Source organism: Lysobacter sp. TAF61, assembly GCF_052113485.1.
Classification (GTDB): domain Bacteria; phylum Pseudomonadota; class Gammaproteobacteria; order Xanthomonadales; family Xanthomonadaceae; genus Lysobacter_J.
Genome location: NZ_JBFRDH010000002.1, coordinates 474,729 through 489,265, shown reverse-complemented (window position 1 = coordinate 489,265; position 14,537 = coordinate 474,729). Strand labels below are relative to the sequence as shown.

16 protein-coding genes are annotated in these 14,537 nt (G+C 69.0%); 10 read left to right on the top strand and 6 right to left on the bottom strand.

All coding sequences use genetic code 11. The features are described 5' to 3' along the window. Positions 1-59 precede the first annotated feature (59 nt). The 4 genes from crcB (at position 60) to AB4Y64_RS06595 (ending at position 3,048) form a co-directional block, all read left to right on the top strand. Complete coding sequence (gene crcB, locus AB4Y64_RS06610; protein WP_441815640.1) at positions 60-449, top strand: fluoride efflux transporter CrcB; 390 nt, start codon at positions 60-62, stop codon at positions 447-449. Between the two features lie 120 nt (positions 450-569). Next, positions 570-1,823, top strand: coding sequence for a sensor histidine kinase (locus AB4Y64_RS06605; RefSeq protein ID WP_441815639.1), 1,254 nt, complete (start codon positions 570-572; stop codon positions 1,821-1,823). Between the two features lies 1 nt (position 1,824). Beyond that, entirely contained in the window at positions 1,825-2,595 is a 771-nt protein-coding gene (locus AB4Y64_RS06600; protein WP_441815854.1) for a LytR/AlgR family response regulator transcription factor, read from the top strand. A gap of 84 nt (positions 2,596-2,679) precedes the next feature. Next, a complete protein-coding gene (locus tag AB4Y64_RS06595) occupies positions 2,680-3,048 on the top strand; it encodes a hypothetical protein (protein WP_441815638.1) in 369 nt (122 codons plus the stop codon). A gap of 3 nt (positions 3,049-3,051) precedes the next feature. Here AB4Y64_RS06595 and AB4Y64_RS06590 read toward each other — a convergent pair whose 3' ends face one another. Both AB4Y64_RS06590 and AB4Y64_RS06585 read right to left on the bottom strand, forming a co-directional pair. Next, positions 3,052-3,705, bottom strand: coding sequence for a response regulator (locus AB4Y64_RS06590; RefSeq protein ID WP_441815637.1), 654 nt, complete (start codon positions 3,703-3,705; stop codon positions 3,052-3,054). Further along, positions 3,702-4,805 carry a sensor histidine kinase gene (locus tag AB4Y64_RS06585; protein ID WP_441815636.1) on the bottom strand — a complete coding sequence of 368 codons (1,104 nt, stop codon included), beginning with the start codon at positions 4,803-4,805 and terminating at the stop codon, positions 3,702-3,704. The genes AB4Y64_RS06590 and AB4Y64_RS06585 overlap by 4 nt, the downstream gene beginning before the upstream one ends. Before the next feature lie 282 nt (positions 4,806-5,087). Here AB4Y64_RS06585 and AB4Y64_RS06580 point away from each other — a divergent pair, with 282 nt between their 5' ends. After that, positions 5,088-6,512, top strand: a complete 1,425-nt coding sequence (locus tag AB4Y64_RS06580) for an FAD/NAD(P)-binding protein (protein ID WP_441815635.1) — start codon at positions 5,088-5,090, stop codon at positions 6,510-6,512. 33 nt (positions 6,513-6,545) lie between these two features. Here AB4Y64_RS06580 and phhA read toward each other — a convergent pair whose 3' ends face one another. Next, positions 6,546-7,439 (bottom strand): phenylalanine 4-monooxygenase, encoded by an 894-nt coding sequence (gene phhA, locus AB4Y64_RS06575; protein WP_441815634.1) that lies wholly within the window; start codon positions 7,437-7,439, stop codon positions 6,546-6,548. A gap of 121 nt (positions 7,440-7,560) precedes the next feature. Here phhA and AB4Y64_RS06570 point away from each other — a divergent pair, with 121 nt between their 5' ends. Beyond that, positions 7,561-8,037 (top strand): Lrp/AsnC family transcriptional regulator, encoded by a 477-nt coding sequence (locus AB4Y64_RS06570; RefSeq protein ID WP_441815633.1) that lies wholly within the window; start codon positions 7,561-7,563, stop codon positions 8,035-8,037. A 23-nt stretch (positions 8,038-8,060) separates the two neighbouring features. Here AB4Y64_RS06570 and AB4Y64_RS06565 read toward each other — a convergent pair whose 3' ends face one another. After that, positions 8,061-8,675: a glutathione S-transferase family protein gene (locus tag AB4Y64_RS06565; protein ID WP_441815632.1), complete on the bottom strand. Its 615-nt coding sequence runs from the start codon at positions 8,673-8,675 to the stop codon at positions 8,061-8,063. 127 nt (positions 8,676-8,802) lie between these two features. Here AB4Y64_RS06565 and AB4Y64_RS06560 point away from each other — a divergent pair, with 127 nt between their 5' ends. Together AB4Y64_RS06560 and AB4Y64_RS06555 are read left to right on the top strand one after the other, a co-directional pair. Continuing rightward, positions 8,803-9,273 (top strand): Lrp/AsnC family transcriptional regulator, encoded by a 471-nt coding sequence (locus AB4Y64_RS06560; RefSeq protein WP_441815631.1) that lies wholly within the window; start codon positions 8,803-8,805, stop codon positions 9,271-9,273. A 9-nt stretch (positions 9,274-9,282) separates the two neighbouring features. Further along, positions 9,283-10,347, top strand: a complete 1,065-nt coding sequence (locus tag AB4Y64_RS06555) for a pyridoxal-phosphate dependent enzyme (RefSeq protein ID WP_441815630.1) — start codon at positions 9,283-9,285, stop codon at positions 10,345-10,347. Here AB4Y64_RS06555 and fabR read toward each other — a convergent pair. Beyond that, complete coding sequence (gene fabR / locus AB4Y64_RS06550) at positions 10,344-10,979, bottom strand: HTH-type transcriptional repressor FabR (RefSeq protein WP_441815853.1); 636 nt, start codon at positions 10,977-10,979, stop codon at positions 10,344-10,346. The two genes, AB4Y64_RS06555 and fabR, sit on opposite strands and share 4 nt — an antisense overlap. A 128-nt stretch (positions 10,980-11,107) precedes the next feature. Between fabR and AB4Y64_RS06545 the strand changes: the two genes are divergently transcribed. Both AB4Y64_RS06545 and AB4Y64_RS06540 read left to right on the top strand, forming a co-directional pair. Beyond that, a complete protein-coding gene (locus tag AB4Y64_RS06545) occupies positions 11,108-12,250 on the top strand; it encodes a ferredoxin reductase (RefSeq protein WP_441815629.1) in 1,143 nt (380 codons plus the stop codon). Positions 12,251-12,258: 8 nt separating this feature from the next. Beyond that, positions 12,259-13,401, top strand: coding sequence for a fatty acid desaturase family protein (locus AB4Y64_RS06540; RefSeq protein WP_441815628.1), 1,143 nt, complete (start codon positions 12,259-12,261; stop codon positions 13,399-13,401). A 7-nt stretch (positions 13,402-13,408) separates the two neighbouring features. On the opposite strand, the gene AB4Y64_RS06535 is transcribed toward AB4Y64_RS06540, so the two are convergent. Further along, the gene (locus AB4Y64_RS06535) at positions 13,409-14,455 is read right to left on the bottom strand and encodes a patatin-like phospholipase family protein (protein ID WP_441815627.1); all 1,047 of its coding nucleotides are present in this window, start codon (positions 14,453-14,455) and stop codon (positions 13,409-13,411) included. Positions 14,456-14,537: the final 82 nt, after the last annotated feature.

Genomic DNA, 14,537 nt, shown 5'->3' with positions numbered 1-14,537 from the left:
ATGTGTTGATGCCGGTCCGTCCTCGCTTACCCTTTCGCGATGGCTACCGGGAGGCATCGATGCTGAATTCATTGCTGGCGATCGCGCTGGGCGCCACGCTCGGTTCGTGGGCGCGCTGGGGCCTGGGCGCCTGGCTGAACCCGCTCAACGGCAACCTGCCGCTGGGCACGCTGGCGGCCAATCTCGGCGGCGGCTACCTGATCGGACTGGCGGTGGCGTGGTTCGGCGCCAGCCAGGGCGTGGCGCCGGAGTGGCGTCTGTTCGTGATCACAGGCCTGCTGGGCGGCCTGACCACCTTCTCGACGTTCTCGGCCGAAACCGTGCAGATGCTCCAGCGCGAGGCCTATGGCTGGGCGCTGACGACGATCGCACTGCACCTGCTGGGGTCGCTGGCGATGACGGTGCTGGGCATCATGACGATGCGCTGGCTGCGTGGCGCGGCCATCTAGGCGCGCCAACCGGGGGTTTCGTCGCCTCCTGGCCGGTTCCATCGCAACCAGGCCCCTGCCCGCGCACGCCGCCGCTATGCTCGGCCGCACTGAATCCCGATACGGTCCCACCGCACCAGCATGGCCACCAACTTCACCTTCATCGCCCGACTGATCGGCGCCTGGTTCCTGGCGTTCCTGGTGCTGGCGATGCTGATCGATGCGACGCCGCTGGGGCGCTTCGATGGCTGGCCCGTCTCGTTCCTGTTCTTCGTCACCATCGGCTTCGTCATCATCGAAGCGGTCTCGCACCTGCGGCGGGTGCGGCTGATCGCCGGCCAGGTCGATGCGGCCATGCTTGGCAATCGCCAGCGGCGGCAGATCGAGATTCCGTTCGAGGCCGGCGAAGCCTTCGACCTGCTCGATGCGGCGATCCGCGAGCTGCCGCGCACGGAAGAGATCGAAAGCGCCCGCGACAGCCTGCAGATCCGCGCCAAGGTGCAGCGCCTGCAACCCTATGGCGATTCGCCGTCGCGCTACATCAATCCGCTCGCACTGCTGGGCATTCCGCGCAATCAGATCACCGCGACGGTGATGCCAGGCCGCGGCACCGGCAGCGTGACGCTGATCTGCGAACCGGAAAGTGGCGCCTGGAGCGACTGGTTGCGCGTCGACAACGGCACCAACCTCGAGAACGCCGAAGCCATCACCCGCGCCGTGGCGCGCCGCATCGCCGAGCGCCGCCGCAGCGAACAGGCCGCCGCCGCGCAGACGGTGACCGAGAAGGAGCTGACCGTGGCCAAGTTGAGCCTGCTGCACGCGCAAGTCGAGCCGCACTTCCTCTACAACACCCTCGCCAGCGCGCAGTACCTGACCCGTACCGATCCGGTCCGTGCCGACGAGATGCTCGGGCACCTGATCCTGTACTTGCGCCACTCGCTGCCGCGCACCGACGAAGCACTGTCGACGCTGGGCGTGGAGCTGGAGCGTTCGCGCGCCTACCTGGAAATCCTGAAGCTGCGCATGGGTCCGCGCCTGGCGTTGCAGATCGACGTGCCCGAGGACCTGCGCGCGACGCCGCTGCCGCCGATGATGCTGCAGACGCTGGTCGAGAATGCGATCAAGCATGGCCTGGAACCCAAGCCGGGCGGTGGCACGGTGTGGATCATGGCGCGCAGCAACGACCGCATCGTTTCGGTGACGGTGGCCGACGACGGCGGCGGTTTCAACGCCGAAAGCACCGGCACCGGCATCGGCCTGAAGAATGTGCGCGAGCGCCTGCGCCTGGTCTACGGCAACGCGGCGACACTGGCGATCGTGGCCAATTTCCCCAGCGGCGTCGCCGCCACCATCACCGTCCCGGTCGCTGGACCGCAGGAGGCCGGCCATGGCTGAGATGAAAGTGATGACCGCCGTGGTCGCCGAAGACGAGGAGCTGCTGCGCAATGCGCTGGTCGAGCTGCTCGGCGAGGCCTGGCCGCAGCTGAAGGTCGTCGCCGAGTGCGAGGACGGCGCCAGCGCGCTGGAGGCGATTGCCGAGCACCATCCCGACGTCGCCTTCCTCGACATCCGCATGCCGGGATTGACCGGACTGGACGTGGCCGCCGCCGCCGCCCAGGCCAGCCCCGGCACGCAGGCGGTGTTCGTCACCGCCTACGACCAGTACGCGATAGACGCCTTCGAACACGGCGCCATCGATTACCTGCTCAAGCCGGTAAGCCGCGAACGACTGGCGGCGACCGCCAGGCGCGTGCAGGCGCGCGCCGCCGCCGGCAGCGTCGATGCCGCAACGCTTGCCGAACTGGTCGCGAGCCTGGACCTGGTGCCACGCCGCAGCGAACCACCGCTGACCTGGATCACCGCCAGTTCCGGGCGCGACACGCGCCTGATCATGGTCGACGACGTCGCCTACTTCCGTGCCGACAACAAGTACACCGTGGTGATGACGGCCGAGGGCGAGGCGCTGATCCGCAAGCCGATCCGTGAGCTGCTGATGGCGCTCGACCCGACCGTGTTCCGCCAGATCCACCGCTCCACCATCGTCAACCTCAAGGCGATCGCTTCGATCGTGCGCGACGAAAGCGGCAAGGGCGTGGTGCGCCTGCGCCAGCGTCCGGAAACACTCACCGTCAGCCAGCCCTTCATGGCGCTGTTCAAGCAGATGTAGCGGCACGCCACCCGGCACGACCGCCCCGATCCACCGTCAGGCAGTACCCGCGACGCGGCCCCGGTTGCCGCGAAAGGACGCCCTATGCGCAGCGTTATGGCTTTCGTCTACTTTCTTCTCAGTCTGGTCGGCCTGGCCGGCGGCGTGGACGGTGGTGGTACCACCCTGGTCGCGCGAACGGTCGAGGATGGCGTCGAGACCGTGTTGAGCAGGACCCATGTCGCCACCGGCAACGTGCGATTCGAGTGTCTGCGCAGCGCCAGCGGGCACTGTCACTACGTGCTGTTCGCCGGACCATGCGCGGCATCGCCGGTGAAGGCGCGTGCGGCGGACTGCAGCTTCGACGTCCCCGTTGGCCAGGCGCGGGAGCGCAAGGACCTTCCCGCCGATTTCGGCCTGTGCGTGAGTCATCGCGATGACGCCGTCGACGCCCGGTGCCGGCCGACCGGCTGAGCCTCAGATCACCCGCAACGTGATCGCCTTCAATACCGCGCGGGTGCGGTCGCGGGTATCGAGCTTTTCCAGGATCACCGACACGTAATTCTTGACTGTGCCCTCGGCCAGGAACATCGCCCGCGCGATCTCCTTGTTCGAATAGCCGCCGGCGAGCAGGCGCAGGATCGCCACTTCGCGCTCGGTGAAGGTGTCGCGCGGTGTTTCGCTGGTGTGGTACTGGTACCGCGCCCGCACCGGATCGGTGCTGACCGGCTGCAGCAGGGTCTCGCCGGCGGCCACGCGCGCGATGGCGTCGCGCAGGTCTTCCGGTGCGGCGTCCTTGAGCATGAAGCCCTGCGCGCCGGCAGCGGCTGCGCGCAGCAGCAGCTCGCTCTCGTCGAAGGTGGTCAACAGCAGCACCGGCGTGGTGTCGCCGCGCTCGCGCATGCGGCGCAGCGCCTCGATGCCGTCGACGCCGGCCATGCGGATGTCGCTGAGCACCACGTCCACCGGCGTGATCGCCAGCAGGTCGAGCAGTTGTGCGCCGTCCTCGGCCTCGAACACCACTTCGATGCCATGGCGCTCGAGCAGGGCGCGCAGGCCGGCGCGGACAATGCCCTGGTCGTCGGCGAGGGCGATGCGGACCGGTGCCGCAGGCGGTGGCGCAGCGGTCATGCCGGCAGGCTCGCCTCGATGCGCATCGCACCGCGCGCGGACGTGGACAGGTCGAGGCTGCCGCCGGCGGCGACGATGCGTTCGCGCATGCCGGCCAGGCCGTTGCCCTCCCGCAGTGCGCCACGGACATGGCCATCGTCCTCGACCTGGATGCGCAGGCGCCCGGCATCGCAGCTCAAAGCGACCTGGACGACGTCGGCGTCGGCATGGCGGGCGCTGTTGGTCAGTGCTTCCTGGACCAGCCGCAGGATCGCCTCGGCGACCGCCGGATCGGTGACATGCACGCTGTCGTCGATCCGCAACCGCAGCGTCGGCCGCGGCAATGGCGCCGCCAGCGCACGCAGGGCGGTGGCCAGGTCGAGGCCGCGGTCGTGGCGGATCGCCTGCACGATGCCGCGAATGTCCGATAGCAGTTCGCTCGACAACTGCTGTGCGATCGCGATCTCGTGGCGGCCGGCGAATGCCGGGTCGGCGGCGAGCGCGCGCAGGTTGAGCGTCATCGCGGTGAGCTTGTGGCCGGCAACGTCGTGCAGCTCGCGGGCGACGCGCAGGCGTTCGTTGTTGCGCGCCGAATCGGCCAGCAGAGCTCGTGTGGCGAGCAGGTCGGCGTTGACGCGCGCCAGCGCGTCGCGCGCGCGCTCGGCGCTGGTGGCGTACCAGGCGCACAACGCGGCGAAGGCCTGGAAGCCGCCGTGGATCAGCACCACCGTCAACGGCGCGCTGGAGCCATCGATGAGCAGCAGGACGTAGTAGGCGATGTCGACCACGACCACCGCGATGAGCGTGGTGCGCAGCGAGATCGACAGCGCCATCACCGCCGTCCACACCACCAGCAGTACCGGCGACACCGACGGACGCGGATCGAGCCAGATCAGCACCAGGGCGATCAGCGGCATCAGCACGATGGATAGCGGCCGCCACCAGGCGGTGCGCGGCCACACGTCGGCCGACAGCAACAGCACCGCGAACGCCACCAGCAGGGCCACGCCGTAGGGCAGCCGGTCCGGCGGCATCCAGCGCAGCGCCATGCCCACCGCGAGCAGGGTGAACATGCCGGCCAGGTTCAGCGGTTGCAGCAGCGCAAGCAGGCGTTCCTTCATGGCGGCCATGCTGCGACCGCGGCGGCGGGGGCGCAATGCCGCGGGTGCAGAAAGTGACTTCCGGCAGGTCACGGCGATGACCGCGGGCGTCGCGAGTGGTCGAGCACTACACCGCCGTACTCGGCAACGGCATCGCCACCCACATCGCGTTCCCGACGGTGCGATATGGCGATCGGTTATGTCGCGCTGAAAAAGCGTTCCGACCGGATAACCGGAGATTTACCAACGCGCGGCCGTGTCCGGTTACCAATGGACGCCCCGACAGCGACGGAGTGGACGGTCATGCGGATCAGCATCATCGGCGCCGGATTCAGCGGCTGCGTACTGGCCACCGAACTGGCGCGGGCGGCCCCTGCCGGCGTCGACATCCAGCTCGTCGGCACGCCCGACAGTTACGGCCGCGGCGTCGCCTACGGCGAGGCGCGGCCGGAGCACCTGCTCAACGTCCGCGCGCGCGACCTGGGCGCCACTGCCGACCACCCCGGCGAGTTCGCCGACTGGCTGAGCCTGACCGAGCGCGGGCGTCACAGCTTCCTGCCGCGCCTGGTCTACGGCGAGTACCTGCACTCGCGCCTGCAGGGCGCGGCGCAGGTGTCGCTGGCGGCGCTGGCGCGGGTCGAACAGGAGGCGATCGCGATCCAGCGCGATGCTGGCGCCTTTCGGGTTCATCTTGCCGATGGCGCCGACTTCCTCAGCGACGTGGTCGTGCTCACGGTCGGCGCGCTGCCGCCACAACCCCTGCCCGGCGTCGGTCCGCGGCTGGCGGTGCATCCCAGTTACCTGGGCTGGCCCTGGCAGAACGGGCTGGACGGGCGTGGCGCGATCGACGGCGTACCGCCGGCCGCGCGCGTGCTGATCATCGGCACCGGGCTGACCATGGCCGATGTGGTGACGACGCTGCATCGGCGCGGCCATCGCGGGCCGATCACCGCCCTGTCGCGGCACGGTCTGTTGCCGCACCCGCACAGCGAGGAGCCGATCGCGCCGATCGCGCTGCCGCCGACGGTGCTGCAGGCGCTCAACAGCCACGACCTGGCGCAACTGGTGCGGGCGCTGCGCACGCTGTCGCCGATCGTGCCCGACTGGCGCGCGTTGATCGACGCGCTGCGACCCTACCTCCAGGGATTCTGGCGCGGACTGTCGCAGCCGCAGCGCGGGCAGTTCCTGCGCCACCTGCGCGCGCACTGGGAGGTATTCCGCCACCGCCTGGCGCCGGCGCTGGCCGGCGAAATCGAGCAGCTTCGCGTGCGCGGCCGCCTGCGCGTGCGGGCCGGACGCATGCTGCGCGCGCGCCGCGGCGGCGATGCAATCGAAGTGCTGATACGCGAGCGCGGCTTCTCGCATGCCAGCAGCGAACAGTTCGACGTGCTGATCCGCGCGACCGGCTTCGACACCGATCTGGAACGCACCAGCCATCCGCTGGTGGCGCAGCTGCGCGATTCGGGGATGCTCAGCGCCGATCCGCTCGGGCTCGGCATCAACGCTTCGGCGCGATTCGAGGCCCTCGATGGCAATGGCGCGCCGGTGCGCGGGCTCTATGCGCTGGGGCCGCTGCTGCGTGCGCAGCTATGGGAGATCACCGCGGTGCCCGAGCTGCGCGTGGCGGCGCGGGCGTTGGCGAAGCAGTTGCTGGCGTCGTCGGCATCGGCCACGGCATCGCTGGACTCCCGCCTGCGCGTGAACGACGTGAGCTTGCAGACGGGTTGAGGGCGTGGTCCCGGCGTTCGCCGGGACGACACCTCAGACGTCGCCGTCGGTCGCCCAGCCTTCGCCGGTGCCGCGGTTGAACACCGTGTCGGTGGCGAGCACGCTGCCGGCCGGGATCGACTCCTGCTGCGCCAGTTGCGCATAGATCGGCGTGAAGTCCGGCGTAGTGGCTTCCATCAACTGCTCGTAGCTGTCGATGACGAAATAGGTTTTCTGGAACGTGTCGATGCGGTAGCGCGTGCGCATGATCCGCTCGAGATCGAAGCCGATCCGGTTCGGCGACGCGCTTTCCAGGCAGTGGATCGACTCGCCCTTGGACGAGACGATGCCGCTGCCGTAGATGCGCAGGCCATCGGGTTGGCGGATCAGGCCGAACTCCACCGTGTACCAGTACAGGCGGGTCAGGTTGACCAGCGCTTCCGGGCCGATGCCGTGCGCCTTCACGCCACCGCGGCCATAGGCCTGCATGTAGTCGGCGAAGACGGGGTTCATCAGCAGCGGCACGTGGCCGAACAGGTCGTGGAACAGATCGGGCTCGGCCAGATAGTCGAGCTGCTCGGGCTTGCGGATCCACCACGTCACCGGGAAACGGCGGTTGGCGAGGTGGTCGAAGAACGTCAGCTCCGGCAGCAGGCCTTCAACGCCCACCAGCTCCCAACCGGTGGCCTTTCGCAGCATGCGGTTGAGGTCTTCGAACCTGGGGATGCGGTCGGGCGTCATGCCCATCGCTTCCTGGGTGTGCAGGAACTCGTCGCTGGCGCGGCCGACGAGGACCTCGCGCTGGCGCTTGAACAAGGTCGCCCAGACCGCGTGGTCGCTGGCGCTGTAGTTCGCCCACGGCTGCTCGACCACCGACGTCGTGTACACCGGCACGTAGCCCTTGTCGGTCAGCTGGTGTTCGACGCGATTGGGGGTGGGGGCGTTCATGGGGACTCCTTCTGCCGAATACCGACTCTAGCGGCCGGGGCGCGCAATAAGCTTGCGTAGTTGCGCGTGCAGCCGGTTACGGCGCAATATTCTTGCGCATTCAGGCATAGAGGCGCACGAAATGCCCGCAGTCGAACTGGACCGCACCGACCTGATGGTGCTCGCCGAGCTCCAGCGCAGTGGCCGGCTGACCAATGCCGAGCTGGCCGAGCGCGTCCACCTGTCGGCATCGGCCTGCCTGCGTCGGGTGCAGCGCCTGGAGCGCGAGGGGGTGATCGCCGGCTATCGCGCCGAAGTCGACCCCGACCGGCTCGGGCTGGGCCTGCAGGCCTTCGTCCGCGTGCAGCTGGTGCGTCACGACAGCGAAGCGATCGCGGCCTTCGTCGACTTCGTCAAGAACTGGGACGAGGTGGTCGCCTGCCACGCCCTGACCGGCGACATGGACTACCTGCTGCAGATCGTCGTGCAGGACCTGGAGCACTTCTCGCGCTTCCTGCTCGACCGGCTGCTCAACCAGGCCGGCGTGGCCGACGTGAACTCGAGCTTCGTGCTGCGCACGGTCAAGGCCTTCCGCGGCATGCCGCTGCCGGCGCGCTGAAGGCTGCGACCGGCCGCTGCCAACTAGTCCTGCGTCTCGCCCGACAGCAGCGTCGCCTGCATCGACGGCCGCGCCGCGAAGGCATCGAACCATGCGCCCAGTCGCGGGCGTCCGCGGCGGAACCCGGGCAGTTCGCGGAACTCCAGCCAGTCCAGCGCGGTAGCCACCGCGACGTGTCCGACATGCACCGCCTCGGTGTCGAGTTCGCGTTCGAGCCAGTCATAGCTGCTCACCAGCTTGGCGATGTAGCCGTCGCGCAGCGCCGGATAGCGCAGGGCCTGCGGACGGCGCACGGTTTCCCAGCGCACCGCGATGCCGGCTTCGGCCAGTCCCTGCGCCACCGCCTGCACGCGCAGTGCCTGCCAGCGCGCCTCGCCCTCGGCGGGGATCAAACGCGGGCCCGCGTGCAGCGTGTCGAGATAGGCGCATATGACGTCGGAATCGAACAGCGCCGGCAATCCCGGCCGCAGCAGCACCGGCACCTTGCCCAGCGGATTGCGTTCGAACACCGCCTCGTTGCGGCGGGTCGGACTGGTCTCGTGGTGGATGACCTCGATGCGGTCGGCGAGGCCGGCCTCGTGGGCGAACACCAGCGCCTTGCGGGCGAACGGCGAATGGGTCTGGTAGAGAAGCTGCATGTGCGCGGATCCGGGAGCCGGGGATGGGCCGGACTTGAATACTGGCCTCACAACAACGCGCGTTGGCCGCGTTGTGCCGGCCCCACGCGCGCATTTCCTGCACGATGGCCGCGATAAGCTGCGCGCCATGGAACTCGATCGTTTCGACCGCCAGCTGTTGAACCTGGTCCAGCAGGACTGCGGCCAGACCGCCGAGCAGCTGGCCGGACACGTCGCGCTGTCGCCGTCGGCGATCCAGCGCCGCCTGCGGCGGTTGCGCGAGCAGGGCGTGATCGAGCGCGAGGCGGCGATCATCGACCCGAAAGCGGTGGGCCGGCCGACGCTCTTCATCGTCTCGCTGCAGGTCGAACGCGAGCGCCCCGATCTGTTGGCGCAGCTGCGCAAGTGGCTTGGCGAGCAGGAGCATGTGCAGCAGGCGTTCTACGTGACCGGCGAAGCCGACTTCGTGCTGGTCGTGACCGCGCCCGACGCCGAAACCTACGATGCCCTGATGGGCCGACTGGTCAGCGAGAACCCGAATGTCGCGCGATTCACCACCAACGTGGCGATGAGCGTGGTCAAGCGCGGCCTGACCATTCCCGTGCCATTGCTCGACTGACCGGACACCATGGAACGCGCGAACCACGACACTGCCGCCGATTTCGCCCTGCTGTTTCCGGACTACCGGCCCACGGCCCTGGTCGAACTGCCGCGACTGGCGCAGACCGCCGGCATTGGCCGCGTCTTCGCCAAGCTCGAAAACCAGCGGCCCTTCGGCAACTTCAAGGTGCTCGGCGGAATGCTCGCCGGGTTGCGCGCATTGATGCGGGCCAGTGGCACCGCGTCACTGCAGGAGTTGCTTGCCGGCAATGCCCGCGCGGCGACGCTGCCGACGCTGGTGTGCGCCAGCGACGGCAACCACGGCCTGTCGGTGGCGCTGGCCGCGCAGCGTGCCGGTGCGCAGGCGCGGATCTATCTTCCTTCTTCGGTCGGGCCGCTGCGGGTACAGCGCATCGTCGATCGCGGTGCGCAGGTCGTCATCGTCGAAGGCAGTTACGACGACGCCGTCGATGCCGCCGCCGCGGCTGTCGCAACCGGCGACGGCCTGCTGATCGCCGATACCGACGCCGACCCGGGCAACCTGGTGGTAGCCGATGTCATGGCCGGTTACCGCCTGATCGCCGACGAACTGGGCGTGCAGCTGCGCGACAGCGGCGTGCGTCCCGGCCATGCCTTCATCCAGGCCGGCGTCGGCGGCCTGGCCGCAGCCATGGCCGAAGGTCTGATGCCGCACCTGCGCGGCGGCGCGCGCCTAGTGGTCGTTGAACCGGAGGCCGCGGCCTGCGTTGCCCATGCCCTCTCACGGGGCGAGCCAACGCTGATCGAGGGCGAGCTGCACACCGTGGCCGAGATGCTGGCCTGCGGGCTGGCGTCGGCCGCCGCCCTGCCCGCCCTGCGCCGCGCGGGCGCCACGACCGCGACGGTGGACGAGTCCGGCCTGGCCGAAGCGGTTTACCTGTTGCGGGAGGCGGGCGGTCCGCGCTCGACACCGTCCGGCGCCGCCGGCCTGGCCGGACTGCTGAAGGTGGCCGGGGACCCGGCACTGGCCCGGGAACACGGCCTCCACGGCACCAGCGAGGTGGTCGTGATCGTCACCGAGGCGGATCCCGCAGCCGGCACTACAGGCGACTAACTGGCCGCCAACGTCCGCGATCCGGCGATGATCATGCGCACCATCATGGTCAGCTGGCGGATCAGGTCGGGGTCCTTCTCCGGCGGCGAGTCCATCGCCGCCGCGCCCATGGCGAAGACCAGCCGGGTGATCGCCTTGGCCACCAGCGCCGGCTCGCGCAAGGTGATGCCCTGGGCCAGGGTCAGGCGGATCAGGTCGACGCGCAGCTCTTCCTCGAAGAAGTTCAGCTCACGGTCGACCGCGTGCTTGAAGGCGTCCGAACCGACCGTGCCCTCGCGCAACAGCACGTGCAGCAGCTTGTCGTCGGCGCGGACCTGCTCCATGAACGCCTCGACCGAACTGCGCACGATGCTGCGGTCGGTCTTCGCCCGGTAACGCGCTTCGCCCACGATCTTGCGCAGGGAGCGGCCGGCCAGGTCGATCAGGGCCACGGCCAGCTCGTCGGTATCGCGGAACTGGCGGTAGAAGCTGTTGGGCGCGATGCCGGCCTCGCGCGCGATCTCGCGCAGGCTCAGGGTCGACACGCTGCGATGCGGGCCGATCAGCTTCAGCGCCGCGGTGAGGATGTCCTCGCGCGAAATGGACGCTTTGCGCCCGGCCGCGTGATCGCCGTCCGCAGGCAGGACAGGCAGGACTGGACCGGGCTGATCAGGACGTTGGATCACGAAGGCGGCTGGGTTGAACGACGCGGGCATCATACTCGGGACCTATTAATGCACACCTGTATACACACTTGTATGTGTGCCTGTATAGTGACCCCATGAACGCTGTTACCCGCCCCCGCGGCCGCCGCACCGGCTCCAAGAGCCAACCCAAGAGCCAACCCCCGAGGCATCCGCTGTCGCTGCTGCGCACCTGGGTCGCCCCGGATGTCTTCGATTTCTGGGCCTCGCGCCTGCACCCCACCTGGTCCTGGGAGCGCCCGCTGGCGCGCATCGTCGGCCGCCAGTCGCAATCGCGCGACGCGGTGACCCTGCTGCTGCAGCCCAACCGCCACTGGCGCGGCTTCCAGCCGGGCCAGCACGTCAATCTCGGTGTCGAGCTCGACGGCGTGCGCATGACCCGCAGCTACAGCCTGTGCGATGCCCCGCGCACAGACGGCCGGATCGAAGTGACGATCAAGCACATCGAAGGCGGCCGCGTCAGCCGCCATCTGTGCCAGGACGCGCGCATCGGCGATGTCGTCGATATCGGCCAGGCCTTCGGAGAGATGACCTGGCCGCAGGGCACCGACGGCGCCTGGCTGTTCCTCGCCGCCGGCAGCGGCATCACCCCGTTGATGGCGCTGCTGCGCGCGCACGCGGCCAAGGGCGTGCCGACCCCGCTGACGCTGCTGTACTGGGCGCGCACCCGCGACGAGCTGTGCTTCGTCGACGAGCTGCGCGCGCTGGCGCAGCGCCATCCGCAGCTGGCCGTGCATTTCGTGCTGACCCGCGAGGGCGAACTGGGCGAAGGCGAATCCAGCGGTCGCATCGATGCGACCTTGTTGTCGTCGCTCGTTCCCGACCTCGCCCAGCGCAGCGTCTATGCCTGCGGTCCCGGCGGCTTTGTCGACAGTGCCCGCGCGCTTGCCGAACCGGCCGCGCGAGGCTTCGCGGCCGAGGCATTCACGCCGCCGCCGCGCAACATCGCCGACGCCGAAGGCGGCAACGTCGAAGTCACGCTGGCAGCCAGCGGCCGCACCCTGAGCGTGCCGCGTGGCCAATCGCTGCTGGCCGCGCTGGAAGGCCAGGGCCTCAAGCTCGCCAGCGGCTGCCGCATGGGCATCTGCAACACCTGCGCCTGCGGCAAGGTCTCCGGCACCACCCGTCATCTGCATACCGGCGACGCCATCGGCGAACCGGTGTCCGCGCTGAGGCTGTGCGTCAACGCGGCCAGCAGCGACCTCGTACTCGACCTGTGAGCGATCGAATGACCGCCCCGACCAGCAAATTCCGCAACCGCCCCCTGACCCCGGCCGAACTCGACCGCTTCGGCGAGGAGCTCGATGCCCTGCGTGCGCGCACCGTCGCCACGCTCGGCCAGCGCGACGCCGATTACATCCGCAATGTCGTCAAGGGCGTGCGCTACATGGGCGTGGCCGGCCGCGTGCTGCTGTTCGCCGGCGCGATCCTGGGCAGCACGCTGCTGCCGGCGCTGTTCTGGCCGGGCTGCATCGCCGGCACGGTGCTGCTGGGCCTGGCCAAGATCCTGGAGAACATGGAACTGGGCCACAACGTCATCCACGGCCAGTACGACTGGATGCGCGACCCCCATCTCAATGGCAAGACCTACGAGTGGGACATCGCCGGCACCAGCGACGCCTGGCGCAAGACGCACAACTACAAGCACCACACCTACACCAACGTCCGCGGCATGGACGACGACATCGGCTACGGCCTGCTGCGCATCTTCCCCGAGCAGCGCTGGCGCCCGTTCTACCTGCTGCAGCCGGTCATCGCGGTGATCTTCGCGCTGCTGTTCGAGTGGGGCGTGGCGATACAGGACCTCAAGCTCGGTCGCTGGATCGCCGGCAAGACCAGCAACGCGCAGATGCGCAAGGCGCTGCGCCCGGTCGCGCGCAAGATGGGCCGGCAGGTGTTCAAGGATTACATCCTGTTCCCGCTACTGGCCGGCCCGTTCTTCCTGCCGGTCCTGCTGGGCAATGCCGTGGCCAACGTGATGCGCAACGTGTGGACCTACGTGATCATCTTCTGCGGCCACTTCACCGCGGACGTCGAGACGTTTCCCAAGGAGTCGGTCCGCAACGAGTCACGCGGCCACTGGTACCTGCGCCAGCTGCGCGGCTCGTCGAACATCGCCGGCGGCCGCCTGCTCAACCTGATGTCGGGCAACCTCAGCCACCAGATCGAACACCACTTCTACCCGGACGTGCCGGCCAACCGCTACGCCCAGGTGGCGCCGGAAGTGCGTGAGATCTGCGCGCGCTACGGCCAGCACTACAACACCGGCTCGTTGCCGAAGCAGTTCGGCCAGGTGATGTGGCGGATCGTTCGCCACGCCTTCCCGAGCAGGCCGCGGGCCACGGCGGCGCTGGTGCAGCGCGAGGCGTAAGAACGGCTCAGGGCGCGGACGCCTGCGCGCCCTCGCATTTGTCGTCGCGGCCGAACAGGTTACCGATGCGGAAGCCCGGCTTCTCGCATTCCGGATCGGCCTTCACCGGTGCCACCACCGGCACCTTCGGCGCCTGCGCGGCGACGCGCGCGCGCTGCATCTGCGCCAGCCTGGCGCGGATCTGCGGCATCGCCGCCAAGGTCGCGCGCTCGCCTTCCATGATTGCGTTGTTGCGCTGCTCGAAATCGGCCGGGCCGATCTCGTTCACGCTCGGCCGGATCACCACGTCGGCACGCGCGAGTTCCTGCTGGCCCAGGCGCTGGCCCATGATCGTGATCGACTGGTTGATGTTGCCCAGCACGCTACCCGGGTTCTTGCCGCTGGCCTTGCTGGAGATGTCGACGGCGATGACGAAGTCGGCGCCGAGCTGGCGTGCGGCGTCCACCGGAACCGGGCTGACAACGCCGCCGTCGACGTAGTGGTACTGGCCGATCGTCACCGGCTCGAACACACCCGGGATGCTGCTCGAGGCGCGCACTGCCTGGCCGGTATTGCCACGCACGAACACCGTGCGCTCGCCGGTCTCCAGCTGCGTGGCGACCGCGGCGAACGGCTTCTTCATCTGCTGGATGGTCTTCTGCCCGACCTGCAGGTTGACGTAGTCCTGCAGCTTCTGGCCCTTCACCACGCCGCCCGAGAACAGGCTGTAGTCGCGGATCTGGGTTTCGTCGAGGGCGAAGGCCTGCTTCTGCATGGCGAACGCGTCCATGCCGCTGGCGTACATCGCCCCCACCACGCTGCCGGCACTCGTGCCGGACACCACCTCGGGCTGGAAACCGTTGGCCTCGAGCATCTTGATCACGCCGATATGGGCGAAGCCCTTGGCCGCACCGCCGCCGAGGGCGACGCCGATGCGGATCTTCGGCGGCGGCGGAAGCGGCGCGACCACCACCGGCGGCGGCGTCGGCTTGACGACCTCGCTACCCCCGCAGGCACCCAGCAGGACGGCGAAGGAGGCCAGCAACAGCGGGCGCAGGGCGGTGGACGGCTTCATGGTGAACAGGCGGCTCGGGGCAATAGCGGCGCAGCATACAGCGGCGGAGCCGCGGGAAATCTGACTGATGTGGCAACCATTC

What these genes read in the sequence shown, in the direction of transcription:
- crcB (WP_441815640.1), top strand. Translation starts at nt 60, where the DNA reads ATGCTGAATTCATTGCTGGCGATCGCGCTGGGCGCCACGCTCGGTTCG.
- AB4Y64_RS06605 (WP_441815639.1), top strand. Translation starts at nt 570, where the DNA reads ATGGCCACCAACTTCACCTTCATCGCCCGACTGATCGGCGCCTGGTTC.
- AB4Y64_RS06600 (WP_441815854.1), top strand. Translation starts at nt 1,825, where the DNA reads ATGAAAGTGATGACCGCCGTGGTCGCCGAAGACGAGGAGCTGCTGCGC.
- AB4Y64_RS06595 (WP_441815638.1), top strand. Translation starts at nt 2,680, where the DNA reads ATGCGCAGCGTTATGGCTTTCGTCTACTTTCTTCTCAGTCTGGTCGGC.
- AB4Y64_RS06590 (WP_441815637.1), bottom strand. Translation starts at nt 3,705, where the DNA reads ATGACCGCTGCGCCACCGCCTGCGGCACCGGTCCGCATCGCCCTCGCC.
- AB4Y64_RS06585 (WP_441815636.1), bottom strand. Translation starts at nt 4,805, where the DNA reads ATGAAGGAACGCCTGCTTGCGCTGCTGCAACCGCTGAACCTGGCCGGC.
- AB4Y64_RS06580 (WP_441815635.1), top strand. Translation starts at nt 5,088, where the DNA reads ATGCGGATCAGCATCATCGGCGCCGGATTCAGCGGCTGCGTACTGGCC.
- phhA (WP_441815634.1), bottom strand. Translation starts at nt 7,439, where the DNA reads ATGAACGCCCCCACCCCCAATCGCGTCGAACACCAGCTGACCGACAAG.
- AB4Y64_RS06570 (WP_441815633.1), top strand. Translation starts at nt 7,561, where the DNA reads ATGCCCGCAGTCGAACTGGACCGCACCGACCTGATGGTGCTCGCCGAG.
- AB4Y64_RS06565 (WP_441815632.1), bottom strand. Translation starts at nt 8,675, where the DNA reads ATGCAGCTTCTCTACCAGACCCATTCGCCGTTCGCCCGCAAGGCGCTG.
- AB4Y64_RS06560 (WP_441815631.1), top strand. Translation starts at nt 8,803, where the DNA reads ATGGAACTCGATCGTTTCGACCGCCAGCTGTTGAACCTGGTCCAGCAG.
- AB4Y64_RS06555 (WP_441815630.1), top strand. Translation starts at nt 9,283, where the DNA reads ATGGAACGCGCGAACCACGACACTGCCGCCGATTTCGCCCTGCTGTTT.
- AB4Y64_RS06545 (WP_441815629.1), top strand. Translation starts at nt 11,108, where the DNA reads ATGAACGCTGTTACCCGCCCCCGCGGCCGCCGCACCGGCTCCAAGAGC.
- AB4Y64_RS06540 (WP_441815628.1), top strand. Translation starts at nt 12,259, where the DNA reads ATGACCGCCCCGACCAGCAAATTCCGCAACCGCCCCCTGACCCCGGCC.
- AB4Y64_RS06535 (WP_441815627.1), bottom strand. Translation starts at nt 14,455, where the DNA reads ATGAAGCCGTCCACCGCCCTGCGCCCGCTGTTGCTGGCCTCCTTCGCC.